Source organism: Streptomyces sp. NPDC048565 (genome assembly GCF_040650935.1).
Lineage (GTDB): Bacteria > Actinomycetota > Actinomycetes > Streptomycetales > Streptomycetaceae > Streptomyces.
Genome location: NZ_JBEZIH010000022.1, coordinates 55,007 through 79,346 on the forward strand (window position 1 = coordinate 55,007; position 24,340 = coordinate 79,346).

Consider the following 24,340-nt stretch of genomic DNA (forward strand, 5'->3'; position numbering starts at 1 on the left):
TGCCAGCTTTGGCAATATTGCAGTGACTCATTAACCCAGCGCTGGAAGCGCGTTGTCAATTATGGCAAACTTGATTGCCCAGCACTGGCAGAAGAGTGGCCGGGCTCCTGGAGGAGTCCGGCCGTGGGCAGGGAGGGGGCTTGGGCTACGAGCGAGCCGAACTTGTACAACTCCGCAAGAGGGCTGCCGAGTTGCGGCGGGGGGAACTGGCAGGCGAACTCATCATGGCTGTCCACATGAGCCTGGGAGCACGCCAACTGCCCCAGGCATTGGGGCAGCTGCCGCCGGAGACCTCGATGCGCTGGGCGGTGACCCCACAGGCCGTCGGAGGCCGGCCGTCGGCCAGACCATCTGGTACGTCATGTCGTGGCGTGACGGTTCGCCGCCCTTCGCGGAGCCGTCCCTGTGCGGAGGGCTGCACCATGGATCAGGCGCTCGCGTTCGGCAGGATCCAGCGCGGCACGCGCCGCGGTGAGGGCAAGGCCGAACGCGCCGTCGAGGATCGCCTCGTCCGCGGACGGCGACGTGCCGTGGTCCGCGAAGGCGGCGGTATGCGGGGTCGTGCCGTCCACGTCGTACCCGAGTAGCGGGTGGATGGCCGGGACGAGGTGGGACACGTTGCCCATGTCGGTCGACGCGAGGGCGGCATCGGTCACCTCCACGGTTCGGCCGCGGGAGGACATCGCGTCCCGGTAGAACGCGGTCAGCGAGGTGTCTTGACGGAGGTCGGCGAAATCGTTGCCGACCCGGGTGAGGTCCATGGCGCAGCCCGTGGCAAGGGCGCCTGCCTCAAGGCAGGCGCGGACTCGTCGTTGGATCACTCGGAGTTCGTCGATGGAGGGAGAGCGCATCTCGATCGCGGCCCGGGCCCGCTCGGGAATCACGTTGACCGCGCTGCCGCCTTCGGTCGTGATCGTCGAGATGACGGAACGCGACGGGAGTTGTTGTCGGGCCAGTGCGATGGCCGTCTGCGCGATCACGAGGGCGTCGAGTGCGTTGACGCCGCGCTCGGGTGCGGCCGCGGCGTGGGCGGGCACCCCGGTGAAGGTGACGTCCCACCGGCACAGGGCGAGCGAGCGTCCGCCGACGGCATCGTGGTTCGCTGCGTGGGCCATCATCGCCAGCGACGCGTCGTCGAAGTGTCCGCTGTCGATCAGGCTGATCTTGCCGCCGAAGGTCTCTTCGGCTGGAGTACCCAGGACCTTGACGCTCACGTCCAGGGCCTCGGCGAGCTGGCCGAGGGCGAGGGCCGCGCCGACGGCTGCAGCGGCGTTCACGTTGTGGCCGCAGGCGTGTCCCATGCCGGGTAGTGCGTCGTACTCGACACAGATGGTCACCACCATCGGTGCAGCGCCCTTCCGGTAGCAGAACGCGGTCGGAAGGTCTGCCGGCGTCGGCTCCTGCTCGAATCCGGCATCGCTCAGCAGGGCGCTGATGCGCTGTGCGGCGCGGACCTCTTCGCCGCCGAGCTCGGGATCGGCATGCAGGGTGTGGCTCAGCGCGACGAGTGGCGTCCTGCGTTCCTCGATGAGGTCCGATACCCGGTCGACGATGTCACCGGGCACACCGGCCACGCCCTTCACGCGACCACCTCGCTCGGGCTGACGGCCGCGGGTCGTGCGTAGCGCGTGCCTATGAGGGAGGCGACCAGCGCACCGGCGCCGAGCGTCATCCAGATCGCGACGAGTCCGCGCGAGGAGATGTGGCCGCCCGACAGGAAGGCCGACGACAGCAGTTTGACGACGGCGGCGCCGACCGCGATGCCGATCGACAGTGCCAGCTCGTTGATGCCCGCAGCCGTCGCGGTGAGGGAGGGGTCCACGCCTTCCACGGAGAGGGCGCGCGTGGCCGCCTGGTAGAGGCCGAGGCCGAAGCCGAAGAGTGCGAGTCCGACGCAGTAGCCCGGTAGCGAACGGTGGAGCAGAGCCATCGCAACGAACGCGGCGCACAGCACCAGCCCTGCACACACGAGCGTGAGACGCTCCCCGGCCTTGCGCAGCAGCCGGGTGCTGAGCACCGAGGCGACGAAGGAGGTCATGGACACGATGAGGAACAGGGAGGCTATCTGCAGTGAGCTGAGGCCGAACCCGTAGCCCACCTTCGAGGAGTGGGAGAAGAGGAAGATCGCGTTGGTGCTGATGTAACTGATCGAGGCGAAACCGAAGAAGAACGTCGCGCCCGTGACGACACGCACCTGCCTCAGTTTGAACATCGACAGATCGACAAAGGTGTGGCGCTGCGTGGAGTCCCATCGGACCCAGACCGTGAGCAGCAGCACTCCGCACCCGCCCGACGCGAGGGTGCGCAGATCCGTCCAGCCCCAGTCCGCGCCCATCGAGATGGCCGTGACGAACCCGATCAGCCCGAGTGAGCAGGCCAGCAGCGGGACGACGGCGGTCCGTTCGTGGGTGCGGGCGTCGACCTCGGGCACGAGCGGAACGAGGGCGAGCGCGGCGACGGCGAAGGGGACGGCCACCCAGAACCCGCGGGTGGGGGTGTGCATCCCCACCAGTCCGGCGAGCAGACCACCGACTCCGACGGTGACCATCAGCACCGCGATCATCGAGCTCACCCCGGTGCGCAGATGCCGCGGGCTGGTCAACCGCAGGATGCCCATCATGAGCGGGATGAACCCGACCACGCTGGTGAGCAGGACGACTCCGATCAGGACGGTCCACAGCGTGGGGTACACCGCCATCAGTACGACCCCGACCACCACCAGCAGGATGCTCGCGCGCAGAACCGGCCGATACCCCCATGAGTCGCCGAGCGCGGAGATGATCGGTGTCAGCACCGCGAAGCCGAGCTGCGACATCAGGAAGATTCCGTTGATCGTCGCGTCGTTGATCGACAGCACTGGGCCCAGCGCCGGCAGAAGCGGGTTGATGTACCCCTGAGTGATGCCGCTGAGCGCCTCGATCAGGGCCATCGCCACGATGACCGTACCGATACTTCGGCTGATGGGCGGTCGTGCATCGCCCCGGGTGTCTGTCCCCATCACGTCCCCGCTTTCACTCGTCCCGACTGCTTCGGTCGGAGGGACTGCCAACGTAAGGTGACGGCCATCACACTGCGCTGAATCGGTCTGCATCGCCATCGGAGGATCCCTGAATGCAAGAATCAGCCATCCTGTCCGAACTGGATCTCGCGATCATCAATGCGCTGCAGATCAGGCCCCGTGGCGAGTGGTCCCGCATCGGGGCGGCACTCGGCATCACCGGCGCGACCGCGGCACGGCACTGGGAGCGGCTCACGCGAGAGCGTCTCGCGTGGATCGCGACCATGCCTGGCCCCCGGTTCGCCGACAGCGGGTACGCCGCTCACGTCTTCTTCTCCGCCCCGCCCGGCTACCACGCCGAACTGGCTGAACAGCTGTGTGAGGAGCCGGCTGCGGCCACGGTCACACGCGTCACCGGTGAACACGACTTCCGCGTCGACTTCTTCACCAGCACGCACGAGAGCCTGGATCAGATCGTTTCCGAACGGTTTTCGTCACTCCCGGGCGTCGCGCGCACGGAGACCGCGTATGTCACCCGAGTGCACCGGCAGAGTTCAATGTGGCGCAGCGGCGTACTCGACCAGCAGCAGTCACGGTCCGTGGCAGCCGCATCGGCAGCCACACGCTCACGACGGACCGCCTTCGACGCGGTCGATTCAGCGCTGCTCGACGCTCTCGGGGACGACGGTCGTCTCAGCTGGGCGGAGCTTGCGGGGCTCTGCGCCATCTCCCCACAGACCGCGCGCAGGCGGGTCGAGCAGCATCTCGCGTCCGGATACCTCGTCCTGCGCTGCGAGTTCGCGACGTCCGTGGGCCTCCCGGTCCGGGAAGCGAGCCTGGTCCTCAACATCCCCGCGCGCCACCTGGAGGATGCCGGCCAGTACGTGGCCGGTCTGCCCAACTGTCGGGTGAGCGTCCAGGTTCTCAGCGTGCACAACCTCGTCGCGACGTTCTGGGTGTACGACCTGAACGAGATCCACGCCTACGAGCGAGAGCTCGAAGCACGCGCTCCGGGCACCGTCGTGATTTCCCGGAGCGTGACCCTGCGAACCTACAAACGGGTCGGCCACATCCTCGATCGGGAAGGCCGCAGCATCGGACGGGTACCCCTGCCGATGTGGCAGCGGGAATGAGCAGCGGGCGCACATCCCGGCCAACTTCGGGCGCTGGAGCGGGTGGAGGCGGCTGGAGGTCCCGAATCCGTAGACACTGTCTAAAAGATCATGGTAGACAGTGTCTATGGAACGCGAGAACTCTCTCAGGGAACGGTTGATCGACGTCGGAGTGGACCTCGTGATGACCGATGGAACCGCGTCGCTGGGACTGCGTGAGATCGCCCGCCGGGCGGGGGTATCGCACGGGGCTCCGCGTCGGTACTTTCCCACTCATCACGCCCTGCTCTCTGCGATCGCTCGCCGCGGTTTCGCGGATCTCAAAGTCCGGTTCGCGGCCGCGACCGACGGCACGACATCGCCGCGCGGTCAGTTGCAGGAGATCGGACGGGCGCACGTCGGGTACGCGCTGGAGCACCGCGGCATGTTCGAGCTGATGTTCCGGCATGACCTGCTCGACAGCGAGAAGCACCCATCGGACCAGTCACAGCTCCGAGATTCGACTCTGCCGCTGTTCAATCTCATGGTCGAGCTCATCGTCCGGCTGCGGAGGGAACAGGCTGCCGCGCGCCGACCCGGCGCGCCGAGCAGTCCCGAGCCGCTGCCAGCCGTGACGGCCGCCGCCCTCTGGTCGAACCTTCACGGCCTCGCCCAACTGTGGGCCTGGGGGAGCCTCCAGCTGGCCCTTGATGCCCCACCACCAGGCGAGGACCCTGGCGGCGGCCATCTCGACCGGCTTGTCGCGGCGGTACTGGACGCTCATCTCGGCCCGGTGAACTCGTGACCGCAACCGTACGGCGGCGCCTCGCACTCCTGGTCAGCGTTGTCGGCGCGATGATCGTCGCGCTGGACGGCACGGTACTCCTCGTGGCGCAGCCCAGCCTGCAACGCGACCTCGGCGCGAGCATGGCTCAGGTCCAGTGGACCAGTACCGCCTACCTGCTCGCGGTGGCCGCACTTCTCGTCATCGCCGGGCGCTTGGGTGACCGTTACGGGCACCCGCGGATGTTGTTCGTCGGCGTGCTCGGCTTCGCGGCCGCCTCGGCCGGCATTGCGCTCGCTCCCGGCGTCGGCTGGGTGATCGTCCTGCGCGGCCTGCAAGGCGTGTTCGGTGCGCTCCTCCAGCCGACGACACTTGCGCTGCTGAGACTGGCGTACCCGGCGGACCGGCTCGGTACGCCGGTCGCCATCCGTACCAGCGCGATCGGTGTGGCCGCGGCGGCCGGTCCGGTGCTCGGGGGTGTTCTCGTCGCGCACCTGGGCTGGCGTGCCGTGTTCTGGATCAACGTCCCCGTCGCGTTCGCGATCGCCGTACTCACACTCGCCGTGAGAGCACCGGCGCCCTCGCGTGCCGGGTCTCAGCGGCTCGACCTCACCGGCGCGGTGTTGCTCGCAACCGCCCTCGCGGTCCTGGTACACACCCTGACCGGCGTACCGGCGCGCGGGTGGACCTCCGCGTCGACATGGCTCGGCCTCACCGCTCTCGCGGGCGTCGCGGCGGCGTTCGTCGGGCACGAACGCCGCACCGCGCACCCGATCGTGCCGCCGACAGTGGCGCGGTCCGTACCGGTGACGGCATCAATGGCGATCCTGCTGTTCACCACCGGCGGCATGTTCGGCGCGCTGTTCGTGACCACCTTCTTCTTCCAGGACGTACTCGGGCTCGACCCGCTTGCCAGTGGTCTGAGGGCGCTTCCGCTGACCGCGCTCATGGTCCTCGGCGCACCCGTCGCCGGCGCCGCGCTGCGCCGGTACAGCCCACGCCGCACCGCGATCCTCGGTACGGTCCTCGTCGTCCTTGGCATCGGAGGTCTGTCCCAGCTCGGCTCGGCAGGCACCTGGGCTTCTACCGGCGTGGCCTTTGCCGCCCTCGGCGCGGGATTCGCCACCGTCATGGTCACTGCCACCGCAACCGTCGTGGGTGAGGCACCACCCGGATACGCCGGGGTTATCGGTGGACTCAAGCAGACCGCCATGAACGTCGGCCCGTCCCTCGGAATCGCCGTGGCCGCCAGCATGATGATGCTGAGACCTTCGACCGCCGGGACCCCAACTGCGGAAGTGACCCAGGCAACGTCGGCTTCGGCGACGGGCCCCACCCTGATGGTCCTCGCCGGACTCGCCGCCCTCGCCCTGCTACCGGCATCGCTGCTGCCGACGCAGCCGGTCCACCACGCGAGACATGACACGGCGGCCCCGGACGATCACGGCATCCACACCGTTGACCAACCGGAGCGAAGTGCCGGGTGACCGGCTGACACCGGGGCCGCGCGTTTCCGATTCCCCCCGACTGCATCAGGGCCGCGACGAGGCGCATGCGACGGCGGCTCACGACCTGCGGAAGGACTGGGTATGACCTCGACCTCGCCCGCGACCAACAGCGCGGCCACAGCGCGGCAGCGCCCGTACCCCGGCGGCACACCCCCTGTTCGACGACTCGGCACCGGCGACCGGGGCATGGAGCTCTGCATCCCCCGCTCCTCTCCCTGGTGCCGCCTGAGCATGCCCAAGGAGCAGCCGTGATCGCACACGCTCACACGGTCCCGTACGTCCCGTACGCCCGTTGCCTTCTGCCGCCACGGACCCTTCCGACCGCATGGGTCATAGGTCATACCCAGGTCTGACGCCGGAATCCAGGCTCTGGTCCGATGCCTCGGGCCGTGCGGCCAGGCCATGGTCGGGGAATGACCCTTCAGCCGCGGACCACCGCCCCCGACTCCTCACCTCCAGCCGCCGCGTCGTCGCTCGAAGCAGCCGCGCCCGCCCCGCTTTCCGCCCCCGGCGGACTCGGCCGCATCCTGCCGGTAGATCGCATGGAGGCGTTCCCGGGACGCTGGGTGGGTGGCGTCGCCATGGTCCTGGGCCCGCCGCTGATGCTGGCCGGGGCTCTGCTGCGAGTCCGCTTCGACTTCTTCTTTCCTGCTCAGCTCGCCGCGTACGAGCGGCATCCCGTGCTGGTAGCCACTTCGTACGCCCTTTTCGCCGCCGGCAATCTGCTGCTCTGGCCGGCCGTGGCTCTACTTGCCGCCCGGATCGGCACCCATAGCCCCGGCTGGGGGCTGTGGGGTGGGATGCTGGCCATGTCCGGGCTGTTCGCCCGTGCCTTTCACGCCGGGGTGGACCATATGGCTTTCCGGCTGGCCGACGCCGAGAGCGCCGCAGCCGCCACCCGGGCCGTCTCCGAGACGTACGGTGCCTTCCAGATCTTCTCCGCGCTGAACTTCGCCATCCTGGCCGGCTGGCTCGTGCTCGCCTTCGGCGCCTGGCGCACCCAGGTGGTCGGCCCGGTACGCGCGCTCGCCCTCGCGCTGATGGCGGGACTGCCGCTCGGTGTCTTGAAGGGCACCACTCCGCTGTCGCTGGTGGCGCTGGCGGGGCTGACCGCCGCCCTGTTGCCGCTGGGTTTCGGCCTGCTGCGCCAGGGCCCGCGGCCCACCCGGGCTGCGGTGCTGCGTTGGGTGCCGCTGACACTGGGGACGCTCGCGCTGATGGTTGTGCTGGGACAGGCGGGCTGAGTGGGCCCGGACCGATACGGTCGTGCCATGAAGCGCACGGCCGGCTGGCATCTCTACGCCATCGACCTGACGCCGGCCCTCGCCCTGACCGTGGTCCACGTCGGTTTCGCGGGCGCGACCGCAGCCGACGGGCAGCCGGCCTATGGCGGTCCGGCCTGGCTCGCATGGCTGATCGCCGCCGCCGTCGGCCTGCCTGTCGCGGTCCGCCGCATCTGGCCACTGCCCGTATTGGGTGTCGTACTTGCGGCCCTCACCACCGCCTCCCTCCTCGACCTGACCCGGGAGCCGTACGCCGCGGCGGGCCTGGCCGCCTACCTGGTGGGCCTGGTCGAGCCCGTCCGCCGCTCGGTCACGGCGCTCGCTGTCGCGCTGCCGGTGGCGGCTGGCGGGGTGTACCTGGGCGAGGCCCTGATCACCCCGGCCGGTGGCCGGCAGGACGCTGTGGGCGTGGCCGCCCTGGTCCTGCTGGTGATCGGAGGCTCTTGGACGGCGGGCTTCCTCATCCGCTCCCGCCGGGCCGAGGCGCGGCGGGAGGAGCGGCGACGGGTCGACCGCGTGCGCGACCAGGAGCGGTTGCACATAGCCCGCGATCTGCACGACATCGTGTCGCACAACCTCAGCCTGATCGCCGTCAGGGCGGGCGTCGCCGCCCATGTGGCCCAGGCCGATCCGCAGGAGGCGCGCACCGCGCTCAGGGCCATAGAAGAGACCAGCAGGGCCGCGCTGGGTGAGATGCGCCGAACCCTTGGCGTCCTGCGCACGGAGGGCACCCCCTTCAGCCCGGTACCGGGTCTCGGCGGCCTCGGCCGGCTGGCAGAAGAAGCGCGGTCGGCCGGGGTCGACGTGGACCTGACGGTCCGCGGCGCTGACTTCCTCGCGGAGGGAATGCAGCTGACGGTGTACCGGATCGTGCAGGAGGGCCTGACCAACGTGGTCAGGCACGCCGCCCCGACGTGCTGCCGGGTCACGATCGTGGCGGACGGCGCGGAGGTCCGTATCGACATGGTCGATGAGGGGACATCGGCCGGCTCTCGCTCGACGACCGGTGAACCGACGGGCGGGCACGGCCTGATGGGCATGCGGGAACGGGTGTTCACATACGGCGGGAGCATCGAGTCCGGCCCCCGGCCGGAGGGCGGCTTCGCGGTGTCCGTACGCCTGCCGGTCGAGCGGGAGCGAGCGACATGACCGCGCAGACAGGGCCGGCCGGCCCGCCTCGTACGCCCGCAAGCCCAAACCCGAGCCCCATCCGCGTCCTCGTCGCCGACGATCAGGCCATGGTCCGCGGCAGCTTCCGCGTCCTCGTCGACCACACCCCCGGAATGACCGCCGTCGGCGAAGCCGCGGACGGCACCGAAGCCGTGGAACTCGCACGCCGCGAACAGCCGGACGTCGTCCTCATGGACATCCGCATGCCCGGCCTGGACGGCATCGAGGCGACCCGCCGCATAAGCGCGGACTCGGCCACGAGCGGCGTCCGCGTCCTCATCCTCACCACCTTCGACCTGGACGAGTACGTCTACGCCTCCCTCCGTGCGGGCGCAGCGGGCTTCCTCCTGAAAGACACCCCGCCGTCGGAGGTCCTGAACGCCATCACCGTCATAGCCGCCGGTGATTCCCTGCTGGCCCCCTCGGTCACCCGCCGCTTGATCGCCGAATTCACCCGCCGACCAGAGCCGGGCCGCCCGCCGGGCCGAACCCTCGACGGCGTCACCGACCGCGAGCTGGAGGTCCTCACTCTGATCGCCCGCGGTCTGTCCAACACGGAACTGGCAGAGCACCTGCACCTGAGCCTCGCCACGGTCAAGACGCACATCGGGCGGCTGCTGGCCAAGCTCCGGGCACGCGATCGCGCGCAACTGGTGATCGTCGCCTACGAGACAGGCTTGGCAGGCACGGACAGGCCTGCCCCGTGACGTCGCCCCGTTCTCTTCCAGTTCAAGGCGAAGACGCAGAAGGCTGACGAGCGAACAGGTCCCCTGCCCCTGGCAGGAGAACCCTCTCGCCACCGCTTTGCGACGCCCCGGAAGCCTGAGCCGCCGGGCTGCCCTGACCGACCGGCTCACCCCGGCCCGGGTAACGTGCGAGTGCCTGCCGGTGGTGTCTACACGGCCCTGGAGCAGTCGCCCGCTCTGATGGTCGCATGACCCTTGAACGGCCGATGTACCGCGTCAAACGGGGACTCCTTGGCAAGCCCCTCACCACAGACCGTGTCAGTGAGGAGAAACTGAGCAACCGGACGGCGCTCGGTGTGCTCGCGTCCGACTGCATCAGCTCGTCGGCGTACGGCTCGGAGGAGATGCTCCGGGTCCTCGTGCCGGTGGTCGGAACAGCCGCTTTCACGATGGTCATGCCGGTGACCGGTGCGATCCTGCTGGTGTTGCTGCTTCTGACGCTCTGCTACAGCGACGTCGTCACGATCTACACCCGAGCCGGTGGCTCCTATGTGGTGGCTCGGGAAAACTTCGGGCCGAAGGTCGCTCAGGTCGCCGCCGTGGCCCTGCTGGTCGACTACATCGTCACCGTTGCCGTCCAGGTGTCGGCCGGCACGAACGCGCTGATCTCGCTCGCCCATCTGGCCGGCAATGGCTGGACAGGGCTGGACCAGCTCCAGTTGCCGGTCTCCGTAGTGGTGATCGTGCTGCTCGCGTACGGGAACCTGCGCGGAGTCCGGGAGGCCGGCCGGATGTTCGCGCTGCCCGCGTATCTCTTCATCGCCGCGATGAGCCTGGTCTTCCTCGTCGCGGCGGTGCGCGCACTGACGGGAGAGCTGCCGCGTGCTGACCTGAATGCTCCTGGTGTCGTGCCTCTGGGGACTCCCGGCGATGGCTGGCTCCACGGTGCGTCGCTCTTCATCGTGCTGCGGTCCTTCGCCAACGGCGGCTCGTCCCTCACCGGTCTCGAAGCCATCTCGAACGGCATCTCCGCCTTCCGTGAACCGCAGGGCCGCAACGCCCGGCGCACCCTCATCACCATGGGCTGCGTGCTCGCCGTCCTGGTCCTGGGGGTCTCCACGCTGGCGCACTTCACCCATGCCGTCCCGTACACCGACGGGACCCCAACCGTCATCGCCCAGGAAGCAAGGCTCGCCTTCGGAAACGGAACGGTGGGGACGATCGGGCTGGTCTTCGTCCAGCTGGCGACCGCACTTGTCCTCTACACCGGTGCCAACACCCCCTTCACCGGGTTTCCGGTCCTGGCCAGTTTCGTCGCCGAGGACCGGTTCCTGCCGAGGGTGCTCACCCGGCGCGGGCACCGGCTGGCCTTCTCCAACGGCATTGTCACGCTCTCCGCTCTCTCGCTGGCCCTGCTGCTCGTCACACGAGCCAACGTGGACGAGCTCGTGGCCCTGTACGCGATCGGCGTGTTCACGGCCTTCGCCATGGCCGGGGCCGGCCTCACCGCCTATCACCTGCGCAGGCGTGAGCCACTACGCCGGGTGAAGATCGCGGTCAACGCACTCGCGGCGATCGTCTCCGCCGCCGTCGTGCTGATTTTCGCCGTCACGAAATTCACCGAAGGCGCTTGGCTGGTCATCGTGGTCTTCCCGCTCGGGGTCTGGGTACTGATCCGGATCAACCGCGAGTACCGGCGCGAGGCCGCGGCCCTGGAACGGCTGCCCACGGGCGCGGACCGGCCGCGTACGCGTCGCCACCAGGTGTTCGTCCTTGTCGAGACGCTGGACCTGGCCACGCTGAAAGCCTTGCGGTATGCCCACGAACTGCGGCCTGACACCGTCCGGGCAGTGCACTTCGCCATCGACGAGGCGCACGCACGCCGACTGTTCGCCCGCTGGGCGTCGACGTCCGCGACCTCGGTCGAACTGGAACTGGTGGCCTGCCCCGACCGCCGACTGCGTCACGCGATGCGGGAACTGGCCGTCCGCACCACACAGGACGGGAACACGTCCCTGACGGTCCTCGTGCCCCGACGGATGTACGCCAACGCTCTCGGCAAACTCCTCCACCGGGGCACCGGCGAGAAGATGTCGAGGACGCTGGAGCAACTGCCGCACGTCGCGGTCACGATTCTGCCGTTCAACGCATCGCACGCCATGCAAGCTCTGGAGTCGGATCGCCTGCCCGACATGGACTGAGGTGGGGCTGCGGGTCCTTCGAGCTGCCTGACCACCGTCCCGCAGTTCAGTCCTCCTGGTCACCGTGCTGACCCGCGCCATCCACTGACCGGCGCCCACGCCCCCGCCTGCTTCGAACGACGCAGCTGCTCCGCCGTACATACCAAGGCTTGATCACGGAGTCGCCGATCACGCCGCGGCAGGGCCCGGTCCACCCCCTACCCGGGTATCACCGCGGCTTGGCTCCCCAGTGTGACGCGCCGTCGCCCACCGCCTCCCTACTTTCTCCTCGTCACCACGGACGAGACAGAGGGAGACGGGTGTATGCGCCGCTTCAGGACGCTGCTGACAGGCCGCCCGGTCCGGCGCGGCGGTCCTGCTGCGCGACCGGCTGGCCCGCCTGCCGCGGCGCCCCGTCCTGTGGGCCCCGGTGGTGATCATCAACCTGTCCGCGATGACGACCCTGTGCCGGCACCGGATCGCGCTGCTCGCCACCGCGGTCCCCGCCTCGTACGTCGGGGAGATCCCCGGGCCGACCTCGGCGCCCGGCTCGGGCGGATGGGCCCTGACGCGGCCGGCCCGGATGCCGCTCTTCACGGGGCTGCTCGTGGTGATCACGAAGTTCTCCAGGCCCCTGGAGAACCCGTGGAAGCGCACCGGCACGGCCCGGCCGGCGGCAGCGGGCCTGCTGGCCGCGAGCTTCGGTCACTTCGCGCCGGCGGCGTGAGGGACGACCGCATCGCCGTATCGCTTCCTCACCGCACCACTCACCACTCCCCCACCCGACGAACACAGGAGTACAACCATGCCCCCGGTCGGCGAAACCACTCTGCCGCACCCCGAGAACACCACCACGCCGCAGCCCCCACCGGACGCGGGCAGCGAGTTCACGCCGTTGTTGCGTGACGTCCAGGGACAGGGGCTGCTCGACCGCCGCCGCGGCTGGTACGCACGCACCATCGTGATCAACGCGCTCGGCCTGGCTGCCGTCGTCACCGGCTTGGCGCTCATCGGCGGTTCCTGGTGGGTCCTCGCGCTGGCCCCCGTCCTCGCCGTCCTGTGCGCCCGCACGGCGTTCATCGGCCACGACGCGGGCCACGCCCAGATCAGCGGCAACCGTGCCACGAACCGCCGCATCGGGCTCATCCACGGCAACCTGCTGCTCGGCATGAGCTCCGCCTGGTGGAACGACAAGCACAACCGCCACCACGCCAACCCCAACCACAGGGACAAGGACCCGGACGTCGCCGCCGACGTCCTCGTCTTCACCAGCGAGCAGGCCGCCGTCCGCACAGGATTCCGCGGCTGGCTCACCCGCCACCAGGCATGGCTCTTCTTCCCCCTGACCCTCCTCGAAGGCCTCGCCCTGAAGCTCTACGGCTTCCAGTACCTGCGCCGTCAGACCGGCCGCGAACGGCTGGTGGCCGGCGCCCTCCTCGTCGCCCACGTGGCCGGGTACGTCACCCTGCTCCTGGCGACCATGCCGCTCACGCACGCGCTCGTCTTCGCGGCGCTCCACCAGGCCCTGTTCGGCCTGCACCTGGGCATGGCCTTCGCGCCCAACCACAAGGGGATGGACATGCCCGACCCCGACGGCGAGAAGTGGGGACACCTGCGGCGCCAGGTCCTCACGTCCCGCAACGTCAGGGGCAGCTTCCTCACCGACTGGTTCCTCGGCGGCCTCAACTACCAGATCGAGCACCACCTGTTCCCCAGCATGCCCCGCCCGCATCTGAGGCTCGCCCAGTCCATGGTGCGGGCCCGCTGCGGCGACCTCGGCATCCCCTACACGGAGACCGGCCTCGTCGACTCCTACCGGCAGGCCCTGCGGCACATGCACGAAGTGGGAGAACCGCTGCGTGCCGACATCTGAGGAACCGACACCTTGCGCTCGTCCGGACGCCGCCGCGGCACACACAGGTCGGTGCGCATGACCTCAGTGGAGGAGGAACGCCCGCGCGCGCTGCTCGCGGGTGCCTCACGAAGGTGGGTACGGCTGCTGCCGTGGGCCGTGGCCTTCGTGCTGAGCGTGGCCCTGCTGCCCACGACCATCGTGGTCCTCACCGCCGACTACGGCCTGAACGGCGGTGTCGCCGGCGCGTTGGCCGTGGCGCAGGCCGCGCCGCTGCTGCTCGCCGTCGTACGGCCGCTACAGGCCTGGTACGTGGTCTTCGTCGCGGACGTGGCCGGCGCGCTCGTCCTGCTCACCGCCGACTTCCAGGAGCGGCTGCTGTGGCCGCTCCCGCCCATGGAGATCGTCGGGTACGTCGGCCTCTGCCTCGCCCTGGGCCTGCGCGAGCGGCGCCGGACGCTGCTGCTGGTGTGGCTGGCGACGGCGGGCGCCAACGTCGCCCTGGGGTTCGTCGCGCCCCACGGCTCCAGCGCCAGGGACCTGCTGTTCACCATCCTCGGGGGCGTCGCGCTCCTGCTCGGCGGGGTGCTGCGCGACCGGTCCGAGGTGCAGCGCAGGCTGGTCGAGCAGGAGACGATCAGCGAGGCCGAGCGAGGCCGGCGGACGCTGCTGGAGGAGCGCGCCCGGATCGCCCGCGAGCTGCACGACGTGGTGGCACACCACATGTCCGTCATCACGGTGCAGGCGGACACCGCGGAGTACCGCTTCGACAGGATGCCGGCGGACGTGCGGGAGGAGTTCACCGCCATCGCGGCGACCGCGCGCGAGTCGCTCGGCGAGATGCGACGCCTTCTCGGTGTGCTGCGCAACGAGGAGGCGCAGGGCGAGCTGGTGCCCCAGCCCGGTCTGGCGCAGCTCGGGCCGCTGGTGGAGGCGACGGCCAGGGCCCGAGGGCCGGTGGAGTTCACCCCCTGCGACGTCGAGGTGCCCGAAGCGGTCGGCCTGTCCGCGTACCGGATCGTCCAGGAGGCACTGTCGAACGTCGTACGGCACGCGCCGGGCGCCCGCACGCAGGTGTCGTTGTCGGTGTCGGAGCCCGGTCAGGGGGAGGCCGCGCGGCTGATCGTCCTGGTGGTCAACGGGCCGTCGCCCGAGCCGTCCGCCACGCCGCTCGAGGTGGGCGGCACCGGGCACGGGCTCGTCGGCATGCGCGAACGGGTGCGGATCATCGGCGGCAGCCTCGACACGGGGCCGCTGCCGGCCGGCGGCTTCCGGGTCGCCGCCCAACTTCCCCTTACTGAAAAGGACTTCACGTGACGACGCGCGTCATCATCGTCGACGACCAGGCCATGGTGCGGGCCGGCTTCGCCGCGCTGCTGGCCTCCCGGAGCGACATCGACGTGGTGGGCGAGGCTCCCGACGGCGCGCAGGGTGTCGAGCTGAGCCGGCGTACCCATCCCGACCTCGTGCTGATGGACGTCCGCATGCCCGTGATGGACGGTCTGGAGGCCGCACGCCGCCTCCTGTCACCGCCGCCGGGCGTGACCCACAGGCCGCGCGTCCTGATGCTCACCACCTTCGACGTCGACGACTACGTCTACGAGGCGCTGCGGGCGGGCGCGAGCGGCTTCCTGCTCAAGGACGCGCCGCCGGCCGACCTCATCGCGGCGGTCCGCGTCGTGGCCTCGGGCGACGCGCTGCTCGCCCCGTCCGTGACGCGCCGCCTGATCGCGGACTTCGCCAAGCAGCGTCCCACCGCGCGGAGCAAGCCCGCGCTACGCCTCAAGGGCCTGACGGAACGCGAGACCGAGGTCCTCACCCTGATCGCCCGCGGCCGGTCCAACACGGAGATCGCCCAGACCCTCGTGCTGGCCGAGCAGACGGTGAAGACGCACGTCAGCCGCGTCCTCACCAAGCTCGACCTGCGCGACCGCGCCCAGGCGGTGGTCTTCGCCTACGAGTCGGGGCTGGTCGCCCCGGGCGAGTAGGGCCGCGCCGTCACCGCCCCGTCCCTCCACCACCCCCTACCGCGGTAGCACCTCCACATTGGCTCCGCAGTATGACGCCCGGCGCACAACCGTCCCCGCACTCTTCACGCGTCACAGAAAGTGCGCGCAAGAGGGAGACGGGACATGAGGCCAGGCAAGGGCAAGCGGCAGAAGGCGGACAACCGGCCGGGGGTGGAGTACCGGCCCGAGGTCCCGGCGGCCACGCCCGGTCTCGCCGTCGAGCTGCGCGACGTCCGGCGGCAGTACGGCCGCGGGGCGGGCACGGTGCACGCACTCGCGGGCGTCGACCTCGCCCTGCCGCGCGGCACGTTCACCGCGGTCATGGGCCCGTCCGGGTCCGGCAAGTCCACCTTCCTGCAGTGCGCCGCCGGGCTCGACCGGCCGACCGCGGGGTCCGTGTTCCTGGGGGGCACGGAGATCACCGGCATGAGCGAGAACGAGCTGACCGAGCTGCGCCGCAGTCGCCTCGGCTTCGTCTTCCAGGCCTTCAACCTCCTGTCCTCCCTCACCGTCGAGCAGAACGTGCTGCTCCCGATGCGCCTGGCCGGGCAGCGCCAGGATCGCCGCCAGGCGCAGGCGGTACTCGCCCAGGTCGGGCTCGCCGACAAGGCGAAGCGCCGGCCCGGCGAGCTCTCCGGCGGCCAGCAGCAGCGCGTGGCCGTCGCCCGCGCCCTGGTCACCAGCCCCGACGTGATCTTCGCGGACGAACCCACCGGCGCCCTGGACACCGGCACGGCCGCCGAGGTCCTGGGCCTGCTGCGGAACGCGGTGGACACCCTCGGGGCCACCGTCGTCATGGTCACCCACGACCCGGCCGCGGCCTCCTGGGCCGACCGGGTGCTGTTCCTCGCCGACGGCGCCTTCGCCGACCATCTCGAGCGCGGCTCCGCGGAACAGATCGCGGCACGGATGGACGTGCTCACCTCGCGTACCTCCCGCCCCGGTGCGATGACGGGGGTCGCGGCATGAGGCGCCCCAACGGACTCGCCCGTGAGGCCGTCCGCTTCAAGCCCGCGTCCTTCGCGGGAACCTTCCTCGCGCTGCTGATGTCCGCGCTGATCGTCTCGGCCTGCGGAATCCTGCTGGAGACCAGCCTGCGCGCCTCGGTGCCGCCGGAGCGGTACGCGAGCGCGCCGGTCGTCGCGGCGGCGGACCAGAACGAGTACGTCGTCACCGGCAGTGGCGAGGACCGCGAGAGGGAGGCGACGCCGCTGCCGGACACGGCACGGATGGACGCCGGGCTGGCGGCGAAAGCCGGCGAGGCGCCGGGTGCGGCCACCGCCGTCGCGGACTTCACCTTCCCGGTGCACGCGACGGACGACGGCGCGGGCTCGGGCGCCCGTGGACTGTCCGTTCCCGGCGGTGTGCTCACCGCGCACGGGTGGGGCTCGCACGCCTTCACCGGCACCGCGCTGACCAGCGGATCCGCACCCCGCGCGGGCGAAGTCGTGCTCGACGCGGACACGGCCCGTACCGCGCACGCCACCGTCGGCGACACCGTTGTACTGGAGACCGCCGCCGGGCAGCAGGACTTCCGCGTCGCCGGTGTCGCCGAGGCCGGCTCCGCGGAGACCGCCCGGAACACCGCCGAGGCGGGCGCCCTGACCTGGTTCGCCGACGCCCAGGCCCCCACGCTCGCCGGGCACCCCGGCAAGGCCGACGCCGTCGTCGTGCTGGCGGAGCACGGCACCGGCACCGACGCCCTGGCCGACTCCGTGAAGACGGCCCTGGCCGGGTCCGGGGCCCAGGTCCACACCGGCGACGACCGCGGTGCCGTCGAGGACCCGGGCCTCGGGTACGCCAAGATCACGCTCTTCGGAATCGGCGGCTCCTTCGGCGGTATCGCCGCCATCGTCGCGGTCTTCACCGCCGCCGGGACCGTCGCGCTCTCGGTCGGTCAGCGGGCCCGCGAATTCGCCCTGCTGCGCGCTGTCGGCGCCACCCCGCGGCAGATCCGCCGCGCGGTCGCCTCCGAAGCGCTGCTCGTCGCGCCGCTCGCCGGGATCGTCGGCTGCCTGCCCGGCATCGGGCTCGCCCACTGGTGGTTCGGGCAGCTCCAGGACCGCGACGCCATCCCGCGCGCCGTGGACCTGCACGTCTCCGGGATCCCGCTGCTCGCCGCCGTCGTCATGGGACTGCTCACCGCGCTCGGCGCGGGCTGGGCGGCCGGACGCCGGCCCGCGAAGATCAAGCCCGGCCAGGCGCTGTCGGAGGCCTCGGTGGAGCGGCTGCGGCCCGGCCTGATCCGTACCCTCCTCGGTGTCGGCGCCCTCGTCGGCGGCGCGATCCTCACCGGCGTGTCCGCCCGCTCCACCGGCGACGACGCGGCAGGCGCCGCCCTCGGTGTCGTCATGCTCTTCATGCTCGCCGTCGGGCTGCTCGGCCCGCTGGTGGCGCGGCTGTGCGCCGGCCTGTTCGGCCTCCCGCTGCGGGGAGCGGGCCCGGCAGCCGAGCTCGCGGCCGCCAACTCCCGCGCCAACGCCCGCCGCCTCGCCTCCGCGATCACCCCGATCGTGCTGGCCGTGGCCTTCGCCTCGACCCTCGTGTTCATGCACACGAGTGAGACCCACGCCGCCGACGAACAGCTGCGCGCGGGCATCACCGCGGACCACGTGGTGACGGGCCCGGCCGGGCTCCCGGTGGACGCGGTGGACCGCGCCGCCCGCGCGCCCGGTGTGGAGGCGGCCGTCGGTCTGCTGAACACGCAGGTGCTGGTGCCGACCGGCTCCGGCGAATTCAAGTCCCTTCTGGGTGCGGCCACCCAGGGCGTCACCGGCTCCGGCGCCGAGCTGGCGAAGGTGCAGGACCTGGACGTACGCGAGGGCGGCCTCGACCGGCTCGGCAAGGGCCGTATCGCCATCGACAAGACCCTGGCGACCTCGGCGGACGCCGGCGTCGGCGACCGCCTCCCGCTCCACCTCCCCGACGGCACCGAGGTCAGCCCCGAGATCGTCGCGGTCTACGGGCGCGGCCTCGGCCTGTCCACGGTGACCATGGACCGGGAGTCCCTGGCCGGGCACGTCACCTCGGGCTTCGACAGCACCCTGCTGGTACGGGGCGGCTCGGAGAAGTCACTCAGCGCCCTGGGCGAGGTCACCGACGCCTCCGGCTACGCCACCGAGCAGAACCGCGACGCGAAGCTGGGCGCCTGGATGAACAACACCATGGCCGCGGTCCTCGGCGGCTTCGCCGCCGTCGCCGCCGTCAACACCCTGGTGATGACGGTCCTGGACCGCCGCCGCGAACTGGGCTCGCTGCGCCTGATCGGTTCCACCCGGCGTCAGGTGATGACGATGCTCCGCTGGGAGGGGCTGCTGGTCGCAGGGGTGGGCCTGGCCCTCGGCTCCGCGATCGCCGCGGCCACGCTGATCCCGATGATGAGCGGCGTGACCGGTGACATGCCGTACGTGCCCCCGCTGGTGTACGGGGCCTTCGCGGTCGCCGCCGGCGGCCTGGCACTGCTCGCGGTCACCCTGCCGGCCCGTGCGGCGTTGCGCCGATGGTCGTAGCGCGGGGCCACCGGATCCACCACGACGGTATTCGACCGCCCTCACCGACCGCCCTCACTCGGCAAATGACGGAAGGACAATCATGACCACGACCCTGGCTCCCCCGGTCCCCATCGGGAGGGCCGCTGTCGGAGCCCTCGGCTTGCTGGCACTGTCCACCGGCGCACTGGAGTCGGTGGTGTCACCGACCATCCCGCTGCTGGAACGCGAACTGGACATGAGCCAGTCCGAAGGGGCGCTGCTCAGTATCGTCCTCCTCATCACCGGCGCGCTCATCACGCCGTTGGCGGGCAAGTTCGGCGACCGCTACGGCGGGAAGAAGATCCTGATCCGGCTGATGGCGGTGGTCTCGGTCGGCGGCACGGTGTCCGCCCTGGCCCCGAACCTGCCCGTGCTGCTCGTCGGCCAGGTGTTGCAGGGCGCGATGATCGGCGCACTGCCCCTGTCGTTCATCGTGGTCCGCAAACACCTCCCGGCCGGAGAGTCCAAGGTGGCCATCGGCGTGGTCAGCGGACTCTTCGTCGGCGGGTCGATGGTCGGCATGCTGTCGGCCGGGCCGGTGGCGGAACAGCTCTCCCGGCACTGGATGTTCGCGCTGCCGACGATGGCGGTCGTCGGGGCCACGCTGCTCGTGAACAGGCTGATGCCGGCCGATGCGCCGGGCCGGTCGGACGACTCCGGGATGGACTGGCCCGGCCTGCTGTTCCTGAGCGGGATGCTGGTGACGCTCATGCTCGTCCTCGCGCTGGCGCCCGAAGCCGGCTCGCAACCGCTCGCCCTCGCCGCCCTCGTCGCACTGCTGGCCGTCCTCGTCACCGGATGGGTCAAGGTCGAACGGCGTGCGGCGTCGCCGATGATCGATCTGCGCATGCTGGCACGGCCCGCGATATGGAAGGCGTGCGTGCTCACGTTCGTCATCTGCCTCGGCAGCACGATGGCGATCTATCTGATTCCGCAGCTGCTCGACGAACGCGGCGACGGGTACGGATTCAGTGCCAGCGCCACCCGGATCGGCTTCTTCCTGCTGCCCGGCGCCATCGCCGCGACGCTGGCCGGGCCGCTCGGCGGGATCGGGGACCGCCGTTTCGGCTCGCGTGCCGTGGTCAACACCGGCGTCGTCATGATGACCGTGGGCCTGCTCGCCGTGGCGGCCGTACACACCGAAATCTGGCACCTGGTCGTCGGCAAGGTGCTGATCGCGCTGGCCAACGGCCTGTGCGTCACGGCCATGATGACCAGCACCGCCACTGCCGTCGACAAGGACGACACCGGCATCGCCACCAGCCTGATCCTGGTGAGCCGCGTGGTCGGCTCCGCCGTGGGCGGGCAGCTCGGCGGTGCGCTGCTCACCGCCGGAACCCCTTCCGGGTCAAAGGTCGCGGCCGAATCGGCCTACGTCACCGGATTCCTCGTCGCCGGCGTCGTCGTGTCGCTGGCCCTGTTCGTCACCCGCACCATGAGCAAAGGAGTCAAAGCATGACCCGCACCGACCAGCCGACGGCCACGCCCACCGGTAACCGCACCGGGACGAGGCGCAAGGTCCTGATATCCGGGGCCAGCATCGCCGGCCCCGCCCTGGCCTTCTGGCTCAACCGCTACGGATACGAGGTCACCGTGGTGGAGAAGGCCGGCGCACTCCGCAGCGGCGGCTACCCCATCGACGTGCGCGGCACCGCACTCGACGTCGTGGAGAAGATGGGGATCCTGCCACCCCTGCGGGACGCGCACATCGACCTGCGCCGGCTGACCTTCCTCGACGGGGACGGAACCGAGGTGACCTCGCTGCACCCCCATGCCGTCACCGGCGGCGTCGCGGGCCGGGACCTGGAGGTGCGGCGCGGTGACCTGACCGACGCTCTCCACGCGGCGGTCCGGGACGACGTGGAGTTCGTGTTCAACGACTCCATCGACACCCTCGACCAGACCGGCCACGGGGTCGACGTCACCTTCCGCGGGGGTGACAGCCGTACGTTCGACATGGTGTTCGGTGCGGACGGCATGCACTCACGTACCCGGGAGATGCTGTTCGGCCCCGAGGAGCAGTTCCATCGCTACCTCGGCTACTGCTTCGCCGTGTTCACCATGCGCAACACACTCGGGCTCTCCCACGAGACCGTGATGTGGAACACCCCGGGCAGGGCCGCGGCACTCTATGCCGTGGGGGACGACGCCGAGGTGCACGCCTTCCTGAACTTCGCCCGGCCGGAGCCGCCCATGGACGCGTTCCGTGACCCGGACGCCCAACGTGACCTGGTCGCCAAGGTCTTCGCCGACGCGGGATGGGAGGTCCCGGGCATGCTGGCCGCCCTGCGCGACACGGACGACCTGTTCTTCGACGGGGTCAGCCAGATCCGTATGCCCGGCTGGTCCAGCGGCAGGGTCGCGCTGGTCGGCGACGCGGCGTACGCACCCTCGTTCCTCACCGGACAGGGCACCAGCCTCGCGCTCGTCGGCGCGTACATGCTCGCCGGTTCCCTCGCGGACCAGGGCCACATCGAGGGCTTCGCCGCGTACGAGCGCGACACCCGGGAGTTCGTGACCGCGAACCAGAATCTGGTCAGTCAGGGCGGCGCCACCCTCTTCCCGACCACCGCTCGGGACCTGGAGCAGCGCAACGCCGGACTGCGCGGCCTCAGCGCCATCCCCGCCTCGGCGGGACGGCCCGCCCATTCGGCTCTCACCCTGCCCGCCTTCGCGCCCCTGACGTGAGCCCGGTGCCGCACACCGGACGGAGGTGCTCCCCTCTCCAGGGCCGTGGCTGAGCGGACGCCGCCATGCGGTGTGCACGGAGCTGGACCGGTGCGGCCCCCATCGCGCCCAGACTCTCAACCCTTCTCTGTGGCCTACGTCACGGCGTGCGTCCGGGAACTCGCGCCCCTCCCGCTCCGACTCCTGTACATGCGCATCACCGTCCCCGCCGGTCCACGCATGAGGAAGAGTCGATGACCGAGACCACGCCTGCCTCGCCACCACGGCCCCGGCAACACCGGACCGAGGAGGTCACCCCGCCCGAGGACTTCGCCACGCCCCCGCCGAGAAGCGGTGGCGGCACCTGGAGCGGGCTGCGGCCCCTCCTGTTGCGCCTGCACTTCTACGCGGGCATCCTCATCGGCCCGTTCCTGCTCGTCGCCGCCGTGACCGGGCTGCTCTACACGACGACCCCGCAGATCGAGTCGGTCGTCTATCACCACGAGCTCAAGGTCACCCCGCGCGGCGAGCCGAAGCCGCTCGCGGTCCAGGTGGAATCCGCCCGCGACGCGGTACCCGGCGGGCAACTCGTCTCCGTCACCAAGGGCGAAGGGGACAGCGACACGACCCAGGTCGCCTTCGACGTCAAGGGACTGCCCGAGGGCTACACACAGACCGCCTTCGTCGATCCGTACGACGCGGAAGTGCGCGGCACACTGCGCACGTTCGGTGAGTGGCTGCCCGTGCGGTCCTGGTTCGACAGCCTGCACCGCACCCTGCACCTCGGCGAATTCGGCCGCAACTACAGCGAGATCGCCGCGAGCTGGCTGTGGGTCGAGGTGCTGGGCGGGCTCGCCCTGTGGCTCGGGACACCGCGCGGCCGGGAGCGGCTGCGCAAGCTGTTCGTGCCGCGCCGGGGCCCGAAGGGACGCAAGCGCGCACTGTCCTGGCACGGAGCCGTGGGGTTGTGGGTGTCCGTCGGATTCCTCGCGCTCTCGGCAACCGGGCTGACCTGGTCAGCGCACGCGGGCGTGAACATCGGCAAGATCCAGGACTCGCTGGGCGAGGCGACGCCTTCCGTCTCCTCGGCCCTCGGCCACAGCGCGCGGGGCGGCGGCGCAGCGGGGGCGGACCCGGGTCAGTCCTCCGCGGGGGCCTCCGCCGCGCGGGTCGATCTCGACGAAGCCGTCCGTATCGCCCGCTCCGAGGGGCTGCGCGGCAAGCTCGTCATCAGCCCGCCCGCGGACACGGGGAGCGCGTACACCGTCGACGAGAACACGCGGCACTGGCCGGAGCAGCAGGACTCGATCGCGATCGACCCGGCCACCGGCAAGGTCACGGACAAGGTGGTCTTCGACGACTATCCCGTCCTCGCCAAGCTCACCCGCTGGGGCATCGACGCCCACATGGGCCTGCTCTTCGGCCTCGCCAACCAGATCGTCCTCGCGCTCATCGCCGTCGCGCTCATCGGGATGCTCTTCTGGGGCTACCGCATGTGGTGGCTGCGCAGGCCCACCCGAGGAGACAGGACGCGGCTCGGACGTCCGCCGGCGCGGGGAGCCTGGCGCCGGGTGCCGGGCAGGGTCATGGCACCGCTCGTCGTCGTGACCGCCGTCCTCGCCTACTACCTGCCGCTGTTCGGACTGCCCCTGGCGTGCTTCCTGCTCGCAGACCTGTCACTGGCGCACGTGCGCCACCACCGAAGCACGCGCACGGAAGCGCGAGCCGAGACACCCGAGGAGATCGCCCGATGATCGCCGCCACCGGGCTGCGCTGGATTTTCACTCTGCTCTTCTGCGCACTCGCCGCCTACGGTCTGTGGCGCGCCTTCGCGGCGCGCTCCCACCCGTGGACCGCACGGCTCGCACACGGTCTGCACGCGGTGATGGCCCTCGCCATGTTCGCGATGGCCTGGCCCTGGGCCATGGACCTGCCGGGCACACCGCAGGTGGTCTTCTTCTCCGCCGCCGCAGCCTGGTTCGTGCTGGCCGCGCTTGCTCTGCCGAACGGTCCCGAGCCGCGGCTGCGGGCCCTCGCGAGCACGCTGCCGCACGCCGTGATGACCGGCGCGATGGCGTGGATGGTCGCCGCGATGTCGTCGGGCATGTCCATGGGCGCGACGGGTGGGGGCCAGGCGCACGACATGCCGGGGATGGACATGTCGGCACCGGGAGCAGTCGCGACGATGACGCTCAGCGGCACCGGCAACCGCTGGAGCGCGGGCCTGCTCGCACTCGTCCTGCTGGCCCTCGCACTGTGGTGGCTCGCGGCCGGCTTCGACGCGGGCCGCCTCGCGCCACGCACGGCGAGCGGTGCGGCCTCGGGCGATGCGGCCTCGGGCGGCGGCACGGTGCACATCGCCTGGGACGTGGGCTGTCACGGCCTGATGGCGTTGGGCATGGCGGTGATGTTCGTCGTGATGGTGTGAGCCGTCGGGCTCGATGGCGACCGCACACCGCACCCTCGGGCTCGTCGGGCCCGCGGCGTCAGGCGTGCCCCGGAGGCGTGATGCTTCCGGGGCACGCGTGACGCATGCCCGATATGTGACGCACGCCACCTGAGCCCCGGGGAACTCGCGGCCA

General features: G+C 70.8%; 20 protein-coding genes. 18 read left to right on the forward strand and 2 right to left on the reverse strand.

Annotation, left to right across the window (positions count from 1 at the left end; translation table 11 throughout):
* Window positions 1–359: 359 nt before the first annotated feature.
* Both AB0C75_RS24950 and AB0C75_RS24955 read right to left on the reverse strand, forming a co-directional pair.
* A complete protein-coding gene (locus AB0C75_RS24950; RefSeq protein ID WP_362893920.1) occupies window positions 360–1,583 on the reverse strand; it encodes an amidohydrolase in 1,224 nt (407 codons plus the stop codon).
* Window positions 1,580–2,929, reverse strand: coding sequence for an MFS transporter (locus tag AB0C75_RS24955; protein ID WP_362894005.1), 1,350 nt, complete (start codon window positions 2,927–2,929; stop codon window positions 1,580–1,582). Before AB0C75_RS24955 ends, AB0C75_RS24950 begins: the two co-directional genes overlap by 4 nt.
* A 182-nt stretch (window positions 2,930–3,111) precedes the next feature.
* Here AB0C75_RS24955 and AB0C75_RS24960 point away from each other — a divergent pair, with 182 nt between their 5' ends.
* From AB0C75_RS24960 to AB0C75_RS25045, 18 genes are all read left to right on the forward strand, one after another.
* Entirely contained in the window at window positions 3,112–4,131 is a 1,020-nt protein-coding gene (locus tag AB0C75_RS24960; protein WP_362893921.1) for an Lrp/AsnC family transcriptional regulator, read from the forward strand.
* Between the two features lie 106 nt (window positions 4,132–4,237).
* On the forward strand, window positions 4,238–4,894 hold the full coding sequence (locus AB0C75_RS24965; RefSeq protein WP_362893922.1) for a TetR/AcrR family transcriptional regulator: 657 nt from the start codon (window positions 4,238–4,240) through the stop codon (window positions 4,892–4,894).
* A gap of 50 nt (window positions 4,895–4,944) precedes the next feature.
* Window positions 4,945–6,360: an MFS transporter gene (locus tag AB0C75_RS24970; protein ID WP_362894006.1), complete on the forward strand. Its 1,416-nt coding sequence runs from the start codon at window positions 4,945–4,947 to the stop codon at window positions 6,358–6,360.
* Between the two features lie 102 nt (window positions 6,361–6,462).
* A complete protein-coding gene (locus tag AB0C75_RS24975; protein WP_362893923.1) occupies window positions 6,463–6,633 on the forward strand; it encodes a hypothetical protein in 171 nt (56 codons plus the stop codon).
* Window positions 6,634–6,794: 161 nt separating this feature from the next.
* Complete coding sequence (locus AB0C75_RS24980; protein WP_362893924.1) at window positions 6,795–7,625, forward strand: hypothetical protein; 831 nt, start codon at window positions 6,795–6,797, stop codon at window positions 7,623–7,625.
* Window positions 7,626–7,652: 27 nt separating this feature from the next.
* A complete protein-coding gene (locus AB0C75_RS24985) occupies window positions 7,653–8,813 on the forward strand; it encodes a sensor histidine kinase (protein WP_362893925.1) in 1,161 nt (386 codons plus the stop codon).
* On the forward strand, window positions 8,810–9,541 hold the full coding sequence (locus AB0C75_RS24990; RefSeq protein WP_362893926.1) for a response regulator transcription factor: 732 nt from the start codon (window positions 8,810–8,812) through the stop codon (window positions 9,539–9,541). Before AB0C75_RS24985 ends, AB0C75_RS24990 begins: the two co-directional genes overlap by 4 nt.
* A gap of 227 nt (window positions 9,542–9,768) precedes the next feature.
* A complete protein-coding gene (locus tag AB0C75_RS24995; protein ID WP_362893927.1) occupies window positions 9,769–11,721 on the forward strand; it encodes an APC family permease in 1,953 nt (650 codons plus the stop codon).
* Window positions 11,722–12,154: 433 nt separating this feature from the next.
* Complete coding sequence (locus tag AB0C75_RS25000) at window positions 12,155–12,427, forward strand: hypothetical protein (RefSeq protein WP_362893928.1); 273 nt, start codon at window positions 12,155–12,157, stop codon at window positions 12,425–12,427.
* A 78-nt stretch (window positions 12,428–12,505) separates the two neighbouring features.
* Window positions 12,506–13,573 carry an acyl-CoA desaturase gene (locus tag AB0C75_RS25005; RefSeq protein WP_362893929.1) on the forward strand — a complete coding sequence of 356 codons (1,068 nt, stop codon included), beginning with the start codon at window positions 12,506–12,508 and terminating at the stop codon, window positions 13,571–13,573.
* A 57-nt stretch (window positions 13,574–13,630) separates the two neighbouring features.
* Window positions 13,631–14,869: a histidine kinase gene (locus AB0C75_RS25010; RefSeq protein WP_362893930.1), complete on the forward strand. Its 1,239-nt coding sequence runs from the start codon at window positions 13,631–13,633 to the stop codon at window positions 14,867–14,869.
* Window positions 14,866–15,540, forward strand: a complete 675-nt coding sequence (locus tag AB0C75_RS25015; RefSeq protein WP_362893931.1) for a response regulator transcription factor — start codon at window positions 14,866–14,868, stop codon at window positions 15,538–15,540. Before AB0C75_RS25010 ends, AB0C75_RS25015 begins: the two co-directional genes overlap by 4 nt.
* Before the next feature lie 144 nt (window positions 15,541–15,684).
* Window positions 15,685–16,530: an ABC transporter ATP-binding protein gene (locus tag AB0C75_RS25020; protein ID WP_362893932.1), complete on the forward strand. Its 846-nt coding sequence runs from the start codon at window positions 15,685–15,687 to the stop codon at window positions 16,528–16,530.
* Window positions 16,527–19,070: an FtsX-like permease family protein gene (locus tag AB0C75_RS25025; RefSeq protein ID WP_362893933.1), complete on the forward strand. Its 2,544-nt coding sequence runs from the start codon at window positions 16,527–16,529 to the stop codon at window positions 19,068–19,070. The genes AB0C75_RS25020 and AB0C75_RS25025 overlap by 4 nt, the downstream gene beginning before the upstream one ends.
* A gap of 82 nt (window positions 19,071–19,152) precedes the next feature.
* Window positions 19,153–20,550, forward strand: a complete 1,398-nt coding sequence (locus AB0C75_RS25030) for an MFS transporter (RefSeq protein ID WP_362893934.1) — start codon at window positions 19,153–19,155, stop codon at window positions 20,548–20,550.
* A complete protein-coding gene (locus AB0C75_RS25035; protein ID WP_362893935.1) occupies window positions 20,547–21,779 on the forward strand; it encodes an FAD-dependent monooxygenase in 1,233 nt (410 codons plus the stop codon). Before AB0C75_RS25030 ends, AB0C75_RS25035 begins: the two co-directional genes overlap by 4 nt.
* Before the next feature lie 233 nt (window positions 21,780–22,012).
* Window positions 22,013–23,512, forward strand: a complete 1,500-nt coding sequence (locus AB0C75_RS25040) for a PepSY domain-containing protein (RefSeq protein ID WP_362893936.1) — start codon at window positions 22,013–22,015, stop codon at window positions 23,510–23,512.
* Entirely contained in the window at window positions 23,509–24,186 is a 678-nt protein-coding gene (locus AB0C75_RS25045; protein ID WP_362893937.1) for a DUF5134 domain-containing protein, read from the forward strand. Before AB0C75_RS25040 ends, AB0C75_RS25045 begins: the two co-directional genes overlap by 4 nt.
* The last annotated feature ends 154 nt before the right edge of the window (window positions 24,187–24,340 follow it).